This window comes from Streptomyces sp. NBC_01320, from assembly GCF_035974375.1.
Taxonomy (GTDB): Bacteria; Actinomycetota; Actinomycetes; order Streptomycetales; family Streptomycetaceae; genus Streptomyces; species Streptomyces yanii.
Genome location: NZ_CP108390.1, coordinates 6,763,043 through 6,781,290 on the forward strand (window position 1 = coordinate 6,763,043; position 18,248 = coordinate 6,781,290).

Annotated in this window: 14 protein-coding genes and 1 pseudogene; 5 read left to right on the plus strand and 10 right to left on the minus strand. The window is 69.2% G+C overall.

Annotated elements, in window-relative coordinates; translation table 11 throughout:
- Window positions 1–96: 96 nt before the first annotated feature.
- Window positions 97–879: an SDR family oxidoreductase gene (locus tag OG395_RS30830; protein WP_327245843.1), complete on the minus strand. Its 783-nt coding sequence runs from the start codon at window positions 877–879 to the stop codon at window positions 97–99.
- An 80-nt stretch (window positions 880–959) separates the two neighbouring features.
- Between OG395_RS30830 and OG395_RS30835 the strand changes: the two are divergent.
- A pseudogene (locus OG395_RS30835) lies at window positions 960–1,476 on the plus strand (hypothetical protein).
- A gap of 107 nt (window positions 1,477–1,583) precedes the next feature.
- Here the strand turns inward: OG395_RS30835 and OG395_RS30840 are convergent.
- From OG395_RS30840 to OG395_RS30850, 3 genes are all read right to left on the minus strand, one after another.
- On the minus strand, window positions 1,584–1,790 hold the full coding sequence (locus tag OG395_RS30840) for a DUF397 domain-containing protein (protein ID WP_327245844.1): 207 nt from the start codon (window positions 1,788–1,790) through the stop codon (window positions 1,584–1,586).
- A gap of 237 nt (window positions 1,791–2,027) precedes the next feature.
- Window positions 2,028–2,897 carry a helix-turn-helix domain-containing protein gene (locus tag OG395_RS30845; protein WP_327245845.1) on the minus strand — a complete coding sequence of 290 codons (870 nt, stop codon included), beginning with the start codon at window positions 2,895–2,897 and terminating at the stop codon, window positions 2,028–2,030.
- A gap of 214 nt (window positions 2,898–3,111) precedes the next feature.
- Entirely contained in the window at window positions 3,112–3,834 is a 723-nt protein-coding gene (locus tag OG395_RS30850; protein ID WP_327245846.1) for a GOLPH3/VPS74 family protein, read from the minus strand.
- Between the two features lie 193 nt (window positions 3,835–4,027).
- Here OG395_RS30850 and OG395_RS30855 point away from each other — a divergent pair, with 193 nt between their 5' ends.
- Window positions 4,028–6,592, plus strand: a complete 2,565-nt coding sequence (locus tag OG395_RS30855; protein ID WP_327245847.1) for a D-alanyl-D-alanine carboxypeptidase family protein — start codon at window positions 4,028–4,030, stop codon at window positions 6,590–6,592.
- A 74-nt stretch (window positions 6,593–6,666) separates the two neighbouring features.
- On the opposite strand, the gene OG395_RS30860 is transcribed toward OG395_RS30855, so the two are convergent.
- The gene (locus OG395_RS30860) at window positions 6,667–7,065 is read right to left on the minus strand and encodes an acetyltransferase (RefSeq protein ID WP_327245848.1); all 399 of its coding nucleotides are present in this window, start codon (window positions 7,063–7,065) and stop codon (window positions 6,667–6,669) included.
- Window positions 7,066–7,284: 219 nt separating this feature from the next.
- Here OG395_RS30860 and OG395_RS30865 point away from each other — a divergent pair, with 219 nt between their 5' ends.
- Window positions 7,285–9,186 carry an MFS transporter gene (locus OG395_RS30865; protein ID WP_442818618.1) on the plus strand — a complete coding sequence of 634 codons (1,902 nt, stop codon included), beginning with the start codon at window positions 7,285–7,287 and terminating at the stop codon, window positions 9,184–9,186.
- Between the two features lie 46 nt (window positions 9,187–9,232).
- Here the strand turns inward: OG395_RS30865 and OG395_RS30870 are convergent, their stop codons facing one another.
- From OG395_RS30870 to OG395_RS30890, 5 genes are all read right to left on the minus strand, one after another.
- On the minus strand, window positions 9,233–10,315 hold the full coding sequence (locus tag OG395_RS30870; RefSeq protein ID WP_327245850.1) for a C40 family peptidase: 1,083 nt from the start codon (window positions 10,313–10,315) through the stop codon (window positions 9,233–9,235).
- A gap of 56 nt (window positions 10,316–10,371) precedes the next feature.
- Window positions 10,372–10,854 (minus strand): poly-gamma-glutamate biosynthesis protein PgsC/CapC, encoded by a 483-nt coding sequence (locus OG395_RS30875; RefSeq protein WP_327245851.1) that lies wholly within the window; start codon window positions 10,852–10,854, stop codon window positions 10,372–10,374.
- Complete coding sequence (pgsB, locus tag OG395_RS30880) at window positions 10,851–12,434, minus strand: poly-gamma-glutamate synthase PgsB (protein WP_327245852.1); 1,584 nt, start codon at window positions 12,432–12,434, stop codon at window positions 10,851–10,853. Before pgsB ends, OG395_RS30875 begins: the two co-directional genes overlap by 4 nt.
- Window positions 12,435–12,440: 6 nt before the next feature.
- Complete coding sequence (locus OG395_RS30885) at window positions 12,441–14,735, minus strand: HAMP domain-containing protein (RefSeq protein WP_327245853.1); 2,295 nt, start codon at window positions 14,733–14,735, stop codon at window positions 12,441–12,443.
- Window positions 14,736–14,989: 254 nt separating this feature from the next.
- Window positions 14,990–16,231: a CapA family protein gene (locus tag OG395_RS30890; RefSeq protein ID WP_442818619.1), complete on the minus strand. Its 1,242-nt coding sequence runs from the start codon at window positions 16,229–16,231 to the stop codon at window positions 14,990–14,992.
- Between the two features lie 21 nt (window positions 16,232–16,252).
- Between OG395_RS30890 and OG395_RS30895 the strand changes: the two genes are divergently transcribed.
- Both OG395_RS30895 and OG395_RS30900 read left to right on the plus strand, forming a co-directional pair.
- A complete protein-coding gene (locus tag OG395_RS30895; RefSeq protein ID WP_327245854.1) occupies window positions 16,253–17,206 on the plus strand; it encodes a hypothetical protein in 954 nt (317 codons plus the stop codon).
- Window positions 17,207–17,326: 120 nt separating this feature from the next.
- Complete coding sequence (locus tag OG395_RS30900; protein WP_327245855.1) at window positions 17,327–18,226, plus strand: adhesin; 900 nt, start codon at window positions 17,327–17,329, stop codon at window positions 18,224–18,226.
- The last annotated feature ends 22 nt before the right edge of the window (window positions 18,227–18,248 follow it).

Below are 18,248 nucleotides of genomic sequence, written 5' to 3' on the forward strand. Positions count from 1 at the left end.
GGGAACAGGAGAGAAGGACGGGAACCGGGGCTGTTGCCGATCACCGCTGCCGGCATCGGCGCATCAGTACCTCGGCGCCCTCGCCGCTGCGGCGCCTCAGCACATCAGTTCGCCGGCGTTGACCAGTAGGGACTGCCCGGTGATCGCCCGGGCCCGGTCGGAGGCCAGAAACACCGCCGCCTCCGCCACATCGCCGTCCGTGGCCAGCTCCGGCAGCGCCATTCGTTCGGTGAGCCGGCCCAGCACCTCGGCCTCCGGCACGCCCTCGGTGTGCGCGGTGAACTGCACGTACGCCTGCACCGGCGGACCCCACATCCAGCCGGGCAGCACGGTGTTCACCCGGATCCGGTGCGGACCGAACTCCCGCGCCATGGAGTACATCGTCGAGGTGAGCGCGCCCTTCGACGCCGCGTACGCCGCCTGCTGCACCTGAGAGGGCGCGGCGACCGACGACTGTGTGCCGATGACGACGACGGAGCCTCCCCGCTCCTTCAGCCCGGGCAGACAGGCGCGCGTCATCCGCAGCGTGCCGAGCAGATTGACGTCGATCACCGACTGCCAGGTGGCGAAGTCCGCGTCCTCGACCCCGCCGAAGTAGCTGTCCCAGGCCGCGACATGGACCACCGCGTCGATCCGCCCGAACCGCCTCAGCGCCAGCCGGGCGAGCGCCTCGCACTGCGCCTCGTCGGTGATGTCGGTGGCCTGATGGGCCGTGTGACGGCCTCCGGGATCGATCTCGGCGGCCGACTTGGCGAGATTGGCCGCGGTACGCGCTCCGAGGACGGCGCTCCCGCCGTCCCGAACCACCGTCGCCGCGATCTGATGCCCCAGCCCGGCGCCTACGCCGGACACGATGACGGTCTTCCCTGCGAGCAGCATCGGGTGCCTCCCGGCTCTGGCAGTTCTTCTGACGGGGCGTCAGAGTAGGGCGCTGTAGCGGAGTACGGAAGGGGAACGGCATGAGCGACGAGACGCGCAGCGATACGTACGCCGAACTGGCCGCGCTGGGGCCGTACGGAGTCCATCCCGGCCACACGCTGATCACCATGGTGGAACCGCACCCGGGCCATGAGTACGCGTACAACCGCTGGTACGAGGACGACCACTACTACGCAGGCGCGATGGCGATGCCCTGGATGTTCGCCGGGCGGCGCTGGGTGGCCACCCGGGAGCTCCAGGAGCTGCGCTACCCGGAGAAGTCCGCGGTCGCGCAGCCGGTCGGCGCCGGATGCTACCTGTCCACGTACTGGGTGACGGACGGGCGCTACGATGACCTATGTGAAGCAGGTCGAGGGCGTCGTCACCCGGCTCACCCTGCTCTGGTTCCTCCAGGAGGACCCGCGGGAGTGCTGGGCGGAGCACTTCACCGGGCTCGACGCGGCGGTTGCGGAATCCGGCCTGGGGCGGGTGGAGCTGGTGGCGCCGTTCATCCCGACCGTGCCCGGCACGGACAGGTACGTGGATCAGCTGCGCTGAACGGTCCGTCCGGCGGTGGGCCCCCTCGGCCAGGACGGCGGACCGGTCGAGAGGGCTTCCTGCGGCACCGTTTCGGTGCCGCACCGCATTCTGTGGGTGGGCATGGGTCAGACGTCGACGGAGCCCTTGGCGATGTCGGACACAAAGGCGTTCCACGCACCGGGCACGAAGGCGATCGAAGGACCCTCGGGGGCCTTCGAGTCGCGCACCGCGATCGATTGGACGAGGGGGGACTTGACCTCGACGCAAGCGCCGTTGCCCCCGGAATACGACGACTTCGTCCAATTGTCCGTGGCACCCTGACGAATAGCCATGTTCACTCCGGTTCGGATTCAGAGAGTTGTGTGAGTCGCACCAACTGCGTATCCGTTGGCGTGATCGACGCTACTCGCCAACATCGCCGGGTGAGAGGGCCGTTCACTCGACCGGATGGCATATTCCATGCGGGTCTTCCGCTTTGATGCGGCGACGGTGTACCGTGCCGTCGCCTCACCCGTAACATCGTTCCTTTTCCCGCATACCGGACTTTGCGGAATGTCTGGTTCTGTCGGTCAGTGGGTGCTGAGCTGGGCGTACGTCTTCGCGATGTCGGCGATGTAGTGCCGGGTCTGTTCCACGTTCAGTGCCTGTGCCCGCAAGTGTTCGTACATCACGCTGTACCGCTGCACATCATTGGCTTTCTCCAGATAGAGGTCGCTGGTGACGCCCTCGATATAGACGACGCTGGAGTCCGCGGCATCCGGGAATTCCAGAATGGCGTACTGCCCGTTGATGCCCGGGTGGGCGCCCATGTCGAACGGCAGCACCTGAATCGTCACATGGGGAAGGTGTGACAGCTCGACGAGCTGTTCCAGCTGCTCGATCATGACCTGCCTGCCACCGACCATCCGGCGCAGCGCGGCCTCGTCGACGACCGCCCAGAGTCGCAGCGGCCCCTCCTGGGTGGTGATCCGGTCCTGGCGGCGCGCACGGACGCTGACGCGCTTGTCGATGTCGGTCTGCGGTGCCTCCGGCAGCGCGCCGTTGATCAGTGCCTCGGCGTAACTCCGGGTCTGCAACAGGCCGGGGACCACCTGCGGTTCGTACACCCGCAGTGACTCGGCGTCGGTCTCCAGACCGATGTAGACGCTGTACGGGATGTCGCCGAAGGCATGCCACCAGCCCTGCTGGCGGGAGTCCTTGGCCATCTGCATGAGCGAGTCGACGATCCGGTGGTCCTCGACCTCGTACACCCCGCAGAGATCGCGGACATCACGCTGGCTGATCGAACGGCGGCCGTTCTCCAGGCGGCTGATTTTCGACTGCGAGACCAGCAGTCGCTCCGCCACCTCCTCGGCCGTCATGCCCTTGAGCTCGCGCAGTCGGCGCAATTCCTGGCCCAACCGGCGTCGCCTGACGGTGGGATTGACGTTGGACGGCACGGAAACGGCACCTCCGGCTATGTAGCTGTGCGTATCTACTGCTCAGCAGATTGCCACCCGTGGGGTCGGTTGCGCTGGGAAATGGCCACACGCAGGCGCGCGGGGCAGCCGGTGGACCGGCTGCCCCGCGCGTGGTGCGGCTCCCGAACCGGGTCTTGGGGACGTCGGTGCGGCGGTATGCGGTTCTGTTGTTGCGGTGGTGCGGCGCGCTGCCCTAGTGGGCAACGGTGTGCACCATGCTGTCGCGACGGGACTGCGACTGCACTTGCGGTTGCAACGGCCCTCCCGCCGCCTGGTTGCGGCGCGGCTGGGCGATCGCCCCGTTCTGGACGTCCATCACGGCGTGCGCCACGAGACCGCCCATCGGGTCGTGTCTGATCAGGTCCCGGAGCCGGGAGCGCGATGAGCGCCCCTCGTTCCCGGGGTAGAGGTGCTTGCCGAGTCCGACCGCGTGGGCCAGTGCGGCGAGCGCCGCGGTCCGCGGGTCCGGCGGTACACCGGTGCGGATCGCACTGTCCAGCCGGGATCTGATCTCCCGGCTGATCGCCGTTTCCGTCGCCTGGTAGCGAGTCGTCGGCAGTACCCCGCACATCTGGCCCGCGACGGCATGCACCATGCCGCACCGCTCCAGATGCGAGAGATAGGTCTGGCGCAACCCCAGTCGGGGCCCGCCAATCCAGTGGACGGCCCGAACCGGGCTGCCGCGTCGGCGCAGCAGTTCCAGTGCGGAGTCCAGTGTCGGATCTCCTGTCGGCCGTGGCATCACCACGGCGATACGATCCCCGTCAGGGGCTATCCGTCCTGCCAGAGCCAGCTCCACTAGCTGAGCTCCGGCGAGGCCGAGGTCGAGCGACTGCGGCTGCGCTGTGGTACCCGTGGTCGGGTCCAGAGCGAGCAGCAGAAGCTCCTCCGGAATTGTTCTGCGGCTCCTGCCCATCCATGCCTCCCCGCGTGGATGAATGACAGGGTGACCCCTCTCACATTGGTCTGTCGAGAGCGCCTGGGTGCTTCGTACGGGAACCAGTAGGTATGTCGTTCTCGTCTAGCAGCGCGGCCGCGGGTTCACACAGGACACTGGTAGATGGTTCGGACAGCGCGGGGGGGACCCCGCAGCGCAGGAGGAGGCATCGGTGGCGGGCGAGTCCCCCGACAAGTCGGAGCAGCAGAAGTCGTCGGGAACGGCTCGGAGCGAAGGCGATCCGCGGCTTGCCGTCTTCCGTGAACCGGCTTCCCCGGCGGAGTCCGGCGGCAAGCAGGACACGGCGACGGCGGTCTTCCGTACGAAGCCGGTCGAGAACGGCGAGGACGCGGAGCACGCCGAGGGCGTCGAGGGCACGGAGAACGCCTCTGAGGGCCCCGGGGCGACCTCCACGCCATCCGGGCCCGCCGAGCCCGAGGAGGGCGACGCGCGGCTGCGTGCGGCGGTGGCTGCGTGGGTGGGGAAGGGTGACGACGACGCCGCAGGCGCTGCTGCCGAGGAACCCGAGGCCGCCGACGACGCCGATGACGCCGCGAAGCCCGAGACGGTCGCGGAGAGCGACACGCCGGCGCCGGCGGAAGAGGCGGGCGAGAGTGGGACGGACTCCGCCGACGCGACCGCGGACGAGGCGGCTGCATCGAGCGCGGACGCGGCGGATGCGGCTGAAGTGGCGGACGACGCCGCGGAAGCGGACGCCGACACCCATCACGATGCGGATGACGAGGCCGCCGACAAGCCTGCGGCGTCCGGTGACGCCGCAACCACTGACGCGGACGAGGACGAGCCTGCGGTCTCCGGCGACGCTTCCGATGAGACCCGGGTCTCGGAGGAGCGCGAGGAGAGCCACGCCGCGGTATCCGAGGGCAACAAGAGCGCTGGTGACAGCGAGCCCGCGGCGGCTGACGACGCCGGTGACGACGCGGCCGAGGGCGCCGACGCCGATGACGTGGACCCCGCCGAGGACGCCGGCGACGCCGGTGACAGCGAACCCGCGGCGGCTGACGACGCTGACGACGACGCCGATGACGGCGCGGCCAAGGGCGCCGAGGCCACCGGCGGGGACGTCGCGGACCCCGCCGAGGACACCGGCGACACCGACGGCACCGAGCCCACTGCGGACAAGCGCGGAATCGATCAGCCCACGGCCGTCTTCAAGGCGATCCGGCGCGACCGGATCGACCAGCCGACGACCGCGCTGAAGATCACCCGCCCCTCGGCGAAGCCCGAGGAGAAGCCGGAGCCCGAGAGCCCCGCCGAGCGCACCAGCCAGTTCGTACCGCTCCGCCGCGACGGCGCACGCCCCGCCCCGGCGCCCCGCAAGCCCGAGACGACTGGATCCGCAGCCACGCCGGCCACCCGGCCGAGCCCGGCGCAGGACCCCGCTCCCTCGCTCAGCGGCGCCGAGCGCACCCGGCAGCAGCCGATGCCGCCCAGGCCGCCGCTCGACCTGCTGGCCGAGCTGACGAACACGCCCCCGCCCCCGGAGACGCCGGTCCGTACGGCCGTCCGCCGGGTCAAGATCTGGACCCCGCTGGTCCTGCTTCTGCTGATCGCGTTTGCGGTTGTACAGGCCGTGCGCCCCCTGCCGGCGCCCACGCTGGTGCGCTCCGCAGACCCCACATACACCTTCGCGGGCGGGAAGATCGACATGCCGTGGCCCGCCGAGGGCCAGGGTGTTGTCGAGGTCGAGGGCGTCGGCACCATTGGCAGCTACGGCAAGCAGAAGCCCATGCCGATCGCCAGCGTTGCGAAGGTGATGACGGCATACGTGATCCTCAAGCAACACCCGATCACCGGTAAACAGGTGGGCAAGGAGATCGAGGTCGACAAGAAGGCGGGCGAGGAGGCCAACCGCCCGGACGAGTCGACCGCCCCCATCAAGGAGGGGCAGAAGTACACGCAGAAGCAGATGCTCCAGCTGCTGATGATCCCGTCCGGTAACAACGCGGCACGTCTGCTCGCACGCTGGGACGCCACGACCGAGAAGGCCTTCGTCGAGAAGATGAACGCCACGGCCAAGGATCTGGGCATGACGAACACGACGTACACGGACCCGAGCGGTCTCGAGTCGTCCACCGTGTCCACCCCCGCCGATCAGCTCAAGCTGGCCGAGGCAGTCATGCAGAACGATGTCTTCCGCGAGATCGTGAACATGCCCCAGGCCGATATCCCGGGCGTAGGGAAGACGATCTACAACAACAACGGGATCCTGTTGGAGCCCGGTGTGAGCGGGATCAAGACCGGCTCATCAACCCCGGCCGGCGGCAACCTGCTCTGGGCCGCCGACACGGTCATCGATGGCAAGAGCCGTCGGATCATTGGCGTGGTGATGGGTGCCCAGGTGGACGGCACTCTGGACGCGAAGCTGCAGCGTGCGATCCAGAACAGCCTCAAGCTGATCCAGACCGCACAGAAGGGCGTCGACTCCGCCACGGTCGTGAAGAAGGGCGATGTCGTCGGTTACGTCGATGACGGCCTCGGCGGCAAGACCCCCGTGATCGCCACCAAGGATCTCAAGGCGATCGGCTGGGGCGGCCTCCAGGTGAAGCTCAACATCGGTGAGGGAGACGAGCAGGTCCCGCACTCGGCGGCTTCGGGCACGGTGGTCGGTGAGGTGACAGCCGGCACCGGCACCGGCAAGGTCTCGGCTCCGGTCGCGCTCCAGATGGACCTGGCCGAGCCCGGCTTCGGGGCGAAGCTGACCCGGGTCGGGTGACCCCTGCTGAACTCACGACGGACGGTGGCCCCAGGAAGCAAGTCCCTGGGGCCACCGTCCGTGCGGTTGCGAAATCAGCCGCAGTGCTCCCAGCCGCTGGTGTAGGAGGCTTCATTGATGCCACCGCCCCACATCACACACTTGCCGGCCGCGGCGACCCGGACGGGACCGGCGTACGAGGTGTAGTCACCCTCGTCCACCTTCCAGCTTCCGCCTTCTACCTTGACCTTGGCGTGCATCAGAGTGGCGCCGCCAGCAGTCCCTCGTATGGTCACGACGCAGTTCGTGCTGCCGTTCCACAGGAGGTACGTCGTCGCCGCGGGGCTCGAGGACAACGACTTGGAGTCGATGACGCTGTAGCCCGAGTCGCAGATCGAGGCAGGGCTGGTCGCCGCGTAGGCCGGAGCCGCTGTGCCGACAACGGCCAGCGCGCCGGCTGCGGCGGTCAAAGCGATCGCACGGGACTTGCGCATGTGCACGGAACTCCTTGTTCTTGGCGAGTTGATCTTCACGAAGGCTGCATATTTCGATCGGTCCGTGACAGAGCACATCTCAGCCACTCATCTCGATCGCACGTGCTAGCGTCCCGAAACGGACATCTGGTGAGCCACCCTCGCTCAATCGTCCGGCCGAGCAACTGCCGGACGTAGGGACGGCGTCCTGACACATGAGGGCAGCTGGCATGCCCGCAGATGGGTGGGAGAAGAAAGACGTGGAGAGCTGTAGTGACTACCGCTGAGCCGACGCGCGCGGACGGCAGCACCACCCCCGCGGGGAGCCCCACCACGCCGGTCCCCGACAAGCCGCGAGTACACCCGCCCGTTTCGGCGACACCGCGCCGTACGGCACCGGAGCAGCAGGCCGATCGCGGGCCTCGTGTCAGGCTCCGGACGTGGACGGTGGCCCATCCTGTCCTGATCACCACCGCCGTCGCTGCCGTGGCGCACATCCTCTGGTTCTTCTTCTTCGCGAACAGCGGCGGCGACCTCGCGGCGCAGGATGCCTGGGCCGAGTTCGTCGGCCGGCATCCGGGCACCGCGTACAACCTCGCCTGGTACGGGGGCATGCACCCCGTCTCGTACAGCGTCGTGTCGCCGTATCTGATGTCGGTGCTCGGCGTCCGTACGACGATGATGATCGCCGGGACGGTGTCGGCGGGGCTGACCGCGCTGATCCTGGTCCGGGTCCCGGCCGTCCGCAACCCGCTCGCCTGCTCGCTCGCCGGGGTGTTCGCGTTCCTGTGCAACGCAATGTCCGGGCGGGTGACGTTCGGGCTCGGCATGATGTTCGCCCTGGGCGCGGTGGCCGCGGTGTTCTGCTGGCCGTACCGGTGGCGCCACAAGCGCTGGGCGAAGGCGGCCGTCGCCGCGCCGCTCGCCGGTCTTGCCACCGCGGGCAGCCCTGTCGCGGGACTTTTCCTCGGCGTGGTGGCGGCGGCGCTGTTCCTGAACAAGCGGCGCCCGGGGGCGTACGCGCTGGGACTGGCACCGGTCGTGGTGGTGGCGCTGTCCTCATGGCTGTTCCCCTTCTCGGGTACGCAGCCGATGTCGATCGCGACGCTGTCGCTGCCGTTCCTCTTCGCCGTCCTCGTCTTCTTCCTCGTGCCGCGCGAGTGGAGCACGGTCCGTACCGCCGCTGCCGTCTACGGGGTCGGGACGCTGCTGACCTATGTGATCGATTCGCAGATAGGGTCGAACGTCACGCGGATGGCGATGCTGTTCGCCGGGGTGGCTCTGCTTGCCGCGCTGCCGTACGCAGTGCCGCGATCCCGCCGCTGGTACGCGCTCCTCCTCGCGTTCGTCGGCATGAACGTCTGGATCGGTTTCAAGGGTGCCGACGACATCGTCCGCACCGCCCCGGCCGCCTCCTGGACGCGCGAACTGGCGCCGCTCGTCAACGAGCTCCAGAACATCGGCGCGGAGCGGGGCAGGGTCGAGGTGGTGCCCGCCAGCAGCCACCGGGAGGCGTCCGCGCTCGCGCCGTACGTCAACCTGGCCCGCGGCTGGAACCGGCAGGCCGACATGGAGCGCAACCCGCTCTTCTACGACGACACCCTGAACCCCGTGAACTACCGCCAGTGGCTCGACCGCTGGGCCGTGCACTACGTGGTGCTGCCCAAGGGGGAGCCGGACGCCACCGGTGCGGTGCAGGAGGCGGAGCTCGTCCGGAAGGGGCAGCCCTATCTGCGCAAGGTCTGGTCCGACTCCAACTGGCAGCTCTTCGAGGTCGACAGCCCGGTGCCGCTGGCCGATCCGCCCGCGACCGTCGACCGGGCCGGTGCGGGCGAGCTGACCATCCATGTGAAGCGGGCGGGCCGGGTGCTGATCCGGATTCCGTACTCGCGCTGGCTCGCCCTGGTCGACGACGAGGGCAAGAGCGTGGAACGCCCGCAGGAGACCGAGGCGTCCAAGCAGCGCACGGACCAGGACAGCCCGCGGACCTTCGTCAACACCAACGGCTGCCTGATCAAGGTGGACGAGGACGCGGACGGCGACGAGTGGACGGAACTGCTCGCGCCGCGCGCCGGGGTGTACCGGCTGGCGGCGCCGTACCAGCTCTCGCCCGGCACCCCGTGCCCGGAAGAGCTGCGCTGAGCGGTGCAGCGGGCCTCCGGGCTGCGGTGAGCGGTGCGGCCGGGCGTTACAGGCGCTTCGCGCTGCGCAACGTCGCGGCGTAGTAGCCGTTTCCGTCGAGCCGGGAGGTGCCCCCCTTGTCGCCGATGGTCGGTCCGTTGACCTCTTCGCGGCTGGACACGAAGATCTTGTGTCCATCGGTGTCGTGCCCCATGTACATGCCGACGTGGTCGAGGCGCTGCTTGGTGCGCTGGTCGAGCTTGAAGAAGACCAGGTCGCCCGGTTGCAGCACGTCGATGTTCTTCGGCCGGTCCGCGGGGGCGATGCCCGTGAGCTCGATGATGTCCGTGCCGCGGTCGGAGCGGGCCATGCCGTTGGCGGTACGCGGCAGGCCGTCGCCCTGGGTGTCGGTGGCCATCAGCGGGTAGCGGGCGCGGTAACCGAAGACCGTACGGATGAAGCCCGAGCAGTCCATGGAGCGGGCGCGCTCGGAGCGCGGCTGCATGGTGGTGCCGTTGCGAAACGTGTACGGGATGCCCAGGTAGTCGTAGAAGTCGGACTCCTCCAGGCGGTAGTCGTTGCCCGGGCTGCCGTTCGGGTTGATCGGCCCGAAGTTGGCGTCCCCGGCGTACGGGACCCCCTCGTCGTCCTTCTTGACCGGCGCCTGGTCCACGTACTGGAAGGCCATGGCGAAGAGGTCGTCCTCCTCGCTGCCGAAGAATTCCTTGAACCAGTCCTTGAACCACTTCTCCTTCTGCGAACCCTTCTTCCACTGGTACGGCATCAGCCGCACCCAGTCCTCGGTGACGATCCGGGACTTGGTGGTGGCGGGCTCGGTGAAGGTACGGCTGGGGCCGGTGAGCGTGGCCGTGCGCGCGCCATCGGTGAAGCTGGCGAGGACCTCGCCGGTCGCGCCGCGCAACAGCGTGCGGGACGGGTTCTGCAGCCGCTCCCAGCGCTGGTCGCCGGTGTCCGTACCGGCGCCGGAGGACCGCAGCGCCGGGTTGTCGGTGACGGCCTGCACGGCCGGGGCCTTGGCCTGCTCGTCCTTGCGCAGTTCGACGGTGAGGTAGGCGCTTCCGGCCAGCAGGGCGATCACCGTGACGGCATGCAGCACCGGGCGGGGGCCGCGTTTGGTCTTGGCACTCATGAGTCGGTCAGCTCCGGGTTGGATTGGTCGTCGGGCGGTGTCGGTCGGCGTGCCGGTCAGACGGAGGGCAGCGCGCCCAGCAGGATTCCGGCGGTGAGCACGACGTAGGCCGTCAGCGTCACCGTGCCGGTCGCGAGCAGTGTTGCGCCCTTGGGCTGCCGGACGAGCTGATAGGCGATCAGGCCCGGGACGATGAAGCCGAGCGTCTGGTTGGTGTACATCAGCGGGAACTCCAGCGACAGCACGATCATCAGCGTCGCCTGGAAGATGACGCCGGTGAGGACGACGGTGGAGAACAGCCGCTTGCCGTAGAGGATCACCACGCGCTGGAGGCCGAGCACGGCAACGTACGTCAACACGGTGACGCCGACCACCATGGCCGCGCGCTGGAGGTCCTCGACGAGAGTGAGGGCAAGCCAGCCCGGTGTGATCATGCCACCGGGGGAGAGGTTGGTGGTCAGATAGCAGACCAGCGAGAACATCAGCCCCAGGGCGATACCGATCGCGGCTATCTCAGGGGTGAGGACGGAGGGGATCAACGGGGCTCTCCTGGGTTCTGCTGCTGGGCCGATGCGGGCGGCTTGACCGGCTCGAACGGGCCGCGGACGTACGGTTGCGAGGTCGGCTGCGCCGAACTCTGCGACGGAGGCTGCGACTGCATCCCGGCCGTGGGCTGCTGCGCGGGCGGCGCCTGCTGGGGCGGTGCGGAGAGCGGGAGCACGCTCTGCCGACGCTGCTGGTAGCGCGCCTCGAACGCTTCCGAGTACGGCGCGAACGGGTCGAGGCGCGGGGTGTACCGCGGCAGGGCGAGCGTCTCGTCATGCCGTACATCGGTGGCTTCGGACCGGTCGGAGGGGTTCGGCTGGGCCGGGATCACGGGGAAGGCGGCGGTGGCCGGCCCGTCGTCGCGTACGTCACGCGGGGTCTCGTCCGGCGTCTCGTCCGCAGGCAGTTCGGCCAGCTGCTCAAGCAGCAGTTCGCCCTGCCCGTGGATGTTGCCGATCGCGACGAGCGACGAATCGGGGCCGAGCTGGGCGAGCAGCTGCTGCATGAATTCCTCGGGGTCCCTCTTGTCACCGCCCAGGTCGACCGCAGTGCTCCGCCACTCGGTGGGGATCGCGTCGATGGCGCTCTTCGCCGGGTGGCCGATGACGAAGACCTTCTCCGGCTGGAGGTCGGGGATGATCTGGCCCATCTGGCCGTTGCGCTCGACCCGGTCGGGGCGGCAGTTGATGACAACGTTCAACGGCCGGTTGATCGCACCCAGGTCGAGCAGTTGGTTGATGTTCATCAGCGTCGACTCGGGGTCGTTGGCCGCGAAGACGTTCGCGAACCGCAGCCGCTTGTCGTCGTGGGTGAGGTACCGCTCGACCGAGAGGACACCCGGGTCCGGCGGCGCGTCGTACATACCCTGGAGTGCGGTCTCCCTCTCCACGCCGAGGAGTTCGGCGACGGTCAGCGCGATCGCCACGTTCTCCTTGAAGGTGAACCAGCTGAACCCGCGCAGCTCCTCGTCGCTGACGGTGTTCGGGTCCGCGTAGATCAGCTTGCAGTCCCGGGCATCCGCCTCCTCCTGGAGGATGTCGAAGCGGTCCTGCTCGGCAGTGACACAGATGCCGCCCTCCGGCATGGAACGGCACAGGGAGCGGGCCACGTCGTCGAGGGTCGGGCCCATCTCGGCCAGATGGTCCTCACGGACGTTGCAGAGCACGCCGATCGTCGAACGGATCAGCTTCGACTGGTTGATCTCCTGGAGCGCGGGCATGACGGCCATGCACTCGATGACGAGCGCGTCCGGGTTGTACGACGCGGCGCGGCGCACGATGCCGATCTGCTCCACGACGTTGGCGATGCCGAACTTGCGGTAGACCGGCTCCTCGGTGGCGTCCGGGTGGATGAAGCGGGCCGCGGTGCCGGTCGTCTTGGCGACGGTGACGAGGTCACCGCCGCGCAGAGCGCCCGCGCACAGTCGGGTGATGGAGCTTTTGCCGCGGATGCCGTTGACCAGTACCCGGGTCGGTATCCGTTCCAGATTGGCGAAGTGGCGTCGCTGTTCGACGATGCCCGCGATCAGCAGGATCGCGCTGCAGACCACGAGCACGGTATAGAGGAAGAGCACGGCCGATCAGTTCCTTCCGGCCAGGGGAGCGCTGTCGTGTCTGCGCTGCTCCTGGAGCTGCTGCCGGACGAGTTCGAGGCTTCGTGCGACGGCGCCGACCTCGTCGTGGTGATGCGGGAAGAGCACGGTGCGGCGGTCGCCGGCGGCCAGCGCCTCGGCCTTGACGGCCAGCTCACGCAGCGGACGTACGACGACGATGTACAGCCAGCCGAGGCAGGCCCCGGCGGCGGTGACGCCGAGTACTCCGGCGAGGACGGTGCGGTTCTGCAGGCGGTACTCGGGGATGGCGAGTCCGGCGGCGGGCTGCCAGCTGACCACCGTCCAGCCGAGTTCCTTTGCCGCTCCGCCGCCGACGAACGGCGCCGCACCAGCGACCTGGACGCCGCCGCCGTCGCGGTACATGATGCCGCTGGCGCGGGCGCTGAGACCAGTCTTCTGGTTGGTGCCGGTGGCCAGCTCGTCGAGCCGCTTCGGCAGCTTCTGGAAGGCCAGATAGCCGGTGTTGCCTCCCAGGACCCGGCGCTCGCCGTCGACCACCCGGATCTGACCGAGGCCGGGGCGCTTGAGCAGCGAGTTGATGAAGTCGATCCGGAACTCGCCGATCACTGCGGCTCCGTTGCGGCCCGGGATCTCGGCGTATCCGGCGATGACGGGCTCCTTGCCGGAGCTGTTCAGGACGCCGATCGGCTGCGCGAACGGCTTGTTGTTGTCCTTGGCGCCGTCACCGGCGGACAGCCGGTGCGGTGATTCACCGGCCCGGGCCAGGATCGCGCCGTCGGCGGAGCGTATGTACAGCGACCGGTAGCGCAGATGCTCCGTGCGGGTGCGCTCCAGGACCTTCTTCATGTCGTCGGGGCTGGTCCGGTCGCCGATCAGTGCAGAGACGGACACCAGATCGGCGTGGCCCTCGTTGAGCGCGCGGCGCACCCGGTCGGAGAGCGTGTCGGTGCGTTCGCGCTGGTCGCTGATGATCTGTTCGGGTACGGCGACGGTCGAGTCGGCACGGTTGAAGAGCAGCAGCATCGGTGCGGACCAGGCCAGCAGCAGGACGCCGCAGACGACGATGAGACCGCGGGTGCCGAAACGGCCGCGGCGGGAGGAGCCGGGAGGCGGGCCCGCGGTCTCGCCGACGAGCTGGCGGCGGAGCCGTTCCAGGGCCTGCCCGATCCGTGCGGCCTCGCCGTACTTCGGGACGGTGACCGGGCGGGCCAGATCCCCGCGGGTGAGCCGGCGGCTCTCCAGGAAGAGCCGCAGCAGGGGGCGCTGGACCGTACCGATCAGCAGCGCTACCGCGAGGGCGCCGATCAGCAGCAGGGCCGCCGCCGCGATCAGTCCGAAGAGCGGGCCGACGGTCCGGGTGGGGTCCACGGCGACGTCGACCATGGCCACGACAGTCAGCCCCAGCGCGGTTGCGACCGTGCCCTCGCCCGGCTGCGGACCGGCGAGCGTGGCGTATCCCGCAATGGAACGGTCACCTTGGAAGGAGCTGCCGAGCAGGCTGCCGCTGACCCCGGGAAAACCACCGGAACCGGGCTCCTTCGCCGTGAGCGGGTGCTGCGCGGCCTTGGTGGCAGCAACCTTGGAGAAGGCTTTGAGCTCCTTGTTGGAGCGCTTGACGCCGTCGCGCTGCAGATCGGTCAGGACCTGCTCGGGCTCGGGGATGCCGTCACTGCTGAGGATGTGCCCATCGCTGTCGATGACGGCGATGGAGCGGAACTGTCCGAGGCTGATACCGGGGAAGCGCAGACTGCTCGATGCGATGAGCAGTTGCTGCGGCCGATCGGGCCAGGACAGAAGGGCAAGGGCGAGCAGCCGGGTCTCGCCGTTCTGCAGCCGCACCATGCGTGGGGCGAGCCCGTCCTTCGCGGAGAGCCTGCTCGTGTCGACGGCGGTGACGGGCACGTTCTCGCCACGTGCGGCGAGCAACCGGCCCGACTTGATCTCCACTACGGCCGTGCCCGTCCACTTCTGGTAGACACTGCCGATCTTGTCGAGGACGGCGTCCGGAGAGACCGGCTCCCCGGCGCTGAAGAGTCCCGCGGTGCGCGTCAGGTCGGTGGCGCTCTCGTCGATCGAGGCGCGCATGGCGACGGCACCGTCCTCGGCGAAGCGCTGCTGAGACGTCAGCACCGCCTCGGGGACTGATCCCTGACTCGCCCTGCCCAGGCCCAGGGCGGTGATGCCCGCGAGGGAGAGCAGCAGGGCCGAGAGGACCGCGATGGGGGGACGGATGCCACCCAGCAGCGACATGTCGGCCCGGCGTCGGACCTTGTGCCGCCGCTTCGCGGACGAAGCGGCCATGAGTGTTCCCCTTTGGGTTCCGGCCCGCGCCGATGCGTGCCATGGAGACAGAACGACCAGTTCCAGCAGTTTCAGGACTGGAAAGCTTGGCGAAAGGTTGTACGGAGAGTCGCCGATGTGACGCACGCGACGTTTGAAGCCCTACCTGTGGGTCGCGTGTGAGTTGACTGTGTGCCGCCCAGGAGAGGGCCGCGAGCCGACGTGGGACCAACGGCAGGCCGGATGACCAGGTGATGACCAGGCGGATCAGGTGATCAGTCCGGAAGGCCCTCCAGTGGCTTCAGACCGTCCTTGGCTCCACCCCGGTTGAGCATCGTGCCTTGGGTGCGTTCGAAGGCCAGCCGGTACCGGGCCCGCTCCTCGGGCGACAGCGACTTGCCGTTGCGCAGGGATTCGGCCAGATTTACCAGCCGATGGTCCGTTACCGCGCCGGGCGCCTCGGCCGCCTCGACGGAGGCGCGGTCGCTCTCGTCGACGTCCGGCGGGATGGTGACGAGCGTCGGTACGTAGCGGGCGTCCACGTCCCACGTACCGCCCCGCTTGTGGAATTCGAACCAGCCGATGACGCCTTCCTCGGTCAGCCCGGACGGCACGTCGTGCCGCGCCAGCTGATTGCCGAGGCCGTACGCGACCCAGGTGCCGTCCACCTTCTCCATCGGCTGCACCACGTGCGCGTGGTGGCCGATCACCAGGTTGATCCCGGTCTCTTCGGCGAGCCGACGGGCCAGCTTCAGCTGCGGGGCGCTCGGGTCGGGGTGGTGTTCGCGGCCCCAGTGGATGCTGAGGATCACCACCTCGGCGCCGGCCTTGCGGGCGGCCTTCTCGGCGGCGGCGATCCTGTCGAACGAGTTCTGGTTCACGAGCCAGGGTTTGTCGGCCGGTATCTCGCGGCCGTTGAACCCGAAGGCGTACGACAGCTGGGCGACCTTCACGCCCTTGACATCCAGGATCAGCGGCTTGGCGGCCTCCGCACTGCTGCGTGCCGAGCCGGTGTGCTTGAGCCCGGCGCCGTCGAGGGTGTCGAGCGTGCGCTTCACGCCCTCGGGGCCGTGGTCGAGGGTGTGGTTCGAGGCTGTCGAGCAGGTGTCGTAGCCCGTGCTCTTGATCGCCTTGGTGATCTGCGGTGGAACGAGGAAGTCCGGGTAGCTCTGGAACGGGCCCTCCGGCTTGCCGATGACTGGCTCGAAGTGGCAGATCGCCAGGTCGGCCTTGCTGATCACCGGCTTGACCCCGGCCATGATCGCGCCGAAGTCGAGCCCGTCGGTGGCGGTGTCCGTGCTCCCGGCCGCACTGCTTTCGGCGTCCTTGCGGGCCTGTTCGGTCAGCTGCGGGTGGATCAGAATGTCGCCCGCGGCGGCGACGGTGAAGGACGGGCCCGACCTCGCGTCGGCGGCGCCGCTGTCGCTGCCGGGCAGGGAGCAGCCGGCGGCGGTGGCCGCGAGGAGCGCGAGCACGGTGGCGCGGTTTGCGAAGGAGCCGTGAGGGAGTGGTGACACCCCTGATATTTTTACTTAGATATGACAACGGATCCTGTCGAGAAGGTAACGATCAAGGCAATACTGCTCGGTATCGTGGTGACAGCGGTCACGCTCGGCGTACTGGCCGTGGTTCTCGTCCCGACCCAGGACCAGGGTCGGCGCGGGGCGGCTTCCCCGCCGTCCCCTTCTTACAGCCACGATCTGGCCCGGCGCATCACCGACTTCACCAGGGGCACCGTCGCGCACAGTGACTATCAACCGCCCCTGCGCGCGCAGCGCCGTGCCGTCGCCGAGGGGGTCGGGCTCCTCCTGGACGGCCGCCGGGCCGAGGCGGCGCGGCGGCTGGCCGAGGTCGAATTCGGGATCCGCGAGTTCGCCGACACCGGGACCGGCCGCCGCTTCGCCGAGATCGCCGACCGGGCGGCGGAGGCCAAACGAGGTTGGGGCCGCGTCTATGTCGACCTCGGCGCCCCGACCCGCTGGTCGGTCCAGGTCCCGCATCCGGTTGCCGACACCGGAAGCGAACAGCTCGGCCTCGGGGTGCTGCGCGCCAGGCCCGGTGGGCTGCTGGTGCTGGCTGGTGCGCACCGGAACGCCGGGAAGGGAGACCGGGCCGATGTGGCGCACCGCAGTGACAGCGTCTTCGACGCGGTCTGCGACGAGCTGGCCGAACGCCGGCTGCCGGGCCTCCAGGTGCACGGCTTCGCCGACGCCACCGAACCGGACTACGAAGTGATCGCATCCACCGGCAAGGGCGACCAGGGGCTGACCGCGGCTCGCCGTACGGCAACCGCCCTGCGGCGGGACGGATTCGATGTCTGCCGGGCCTGGGTACGCCGCTGCGCGTTGGAGGGGCGCAGCAATGAACAGGGACGGCGGGCCGCGGCGAGCGGCGTACCGTTCCTGCACATGGAGTTCAGCCGGAGCGTGCGCGACGACGAGGGTCGGATGCGGCGTGCGGTGGCGGCGATGGCAGCAGGGCTGCCACGCTGAGAAAGGGCGAGAGCAAGTAAACCGTGCACGATCTCTCCCTCTCGGTACGCGGTCCTGGCATGGTGTGCTGCCATGAGGTGCCAACAGTGCGGTGGCGAACAGCGAGGTGCGCTGCCGGGAATGGCCTGTCCGGACTGCGGATCGGTGGCCCGCTCGGCCGGCGGGGACGGTTCCTGGATCGCTCGCGAGACGCTCATGGGCCGGATGTCCACGCTACCCCGGAGGAGAAAAGCCTTTTTGGCGGCGGGAGTTGTGGTGGTCGCCGGTTCGCTCGTCACGGCCGGTTCGATCCTCACGCCGGGAGGGGACGGCGGCAGGCGTACGGGGGCGGTGGGCCGTGAGGGAGTTTCGCCGGGTGACATCAGGGGCGGTGCGCCCACCCGGATCGGCCCGTCGGGCACCGAGAGTCCGGATCCGGGTGCGACGCCCGGCCCTTCCGGTTCCCCGTCCCCGCGAAGCCCATCACCGAGTCCGACCCGGCCCACCAAATCACCACCACGCAAAGGCGGTTACGCGTACACGGCCTGGGCGGGCCCCGGCTGCGCGACGGGCGCGTACCGCGAACACGGCCGGTACGAGGACGATGACGACGGCTGGTACACGGTCGACTCGGGTGGATACCGGGGAAGTTCGTGCGACGGGCGGTTCAGCGCCGTGCCGATGTCCGGCAGCCCGACCGAGGACCGGGGCAACACCGCCACCTGGTCCTGGCACCTGGGCAGCGGCTACCAGGAGTGCGCGCTGACGGTCTTCGTACCGAGCAGTGGCCGCGACCGCGATGTCGCGGGCAACCCCACCGTGTACCGGGTGCTCTCGGACCCCGACGACGCCGACTCCGCCTACACCGGCTTCGCCGTACGCCAGACCGGGCATCGCGGCAGCCCCGTCGACGTCAGCAGCTACCCGGTCAAGGGCAACACCTTCGCGGTGCAGCTGGTCGACCGGGGGCGCGACTGGGGCGACGAGGAACTGGTGGGCGCGCACCACGCCGCCGCGCAGATGAAGGTGGCCTGCCGCTGAGGGCGCGGGGCTGCTGAGCCCA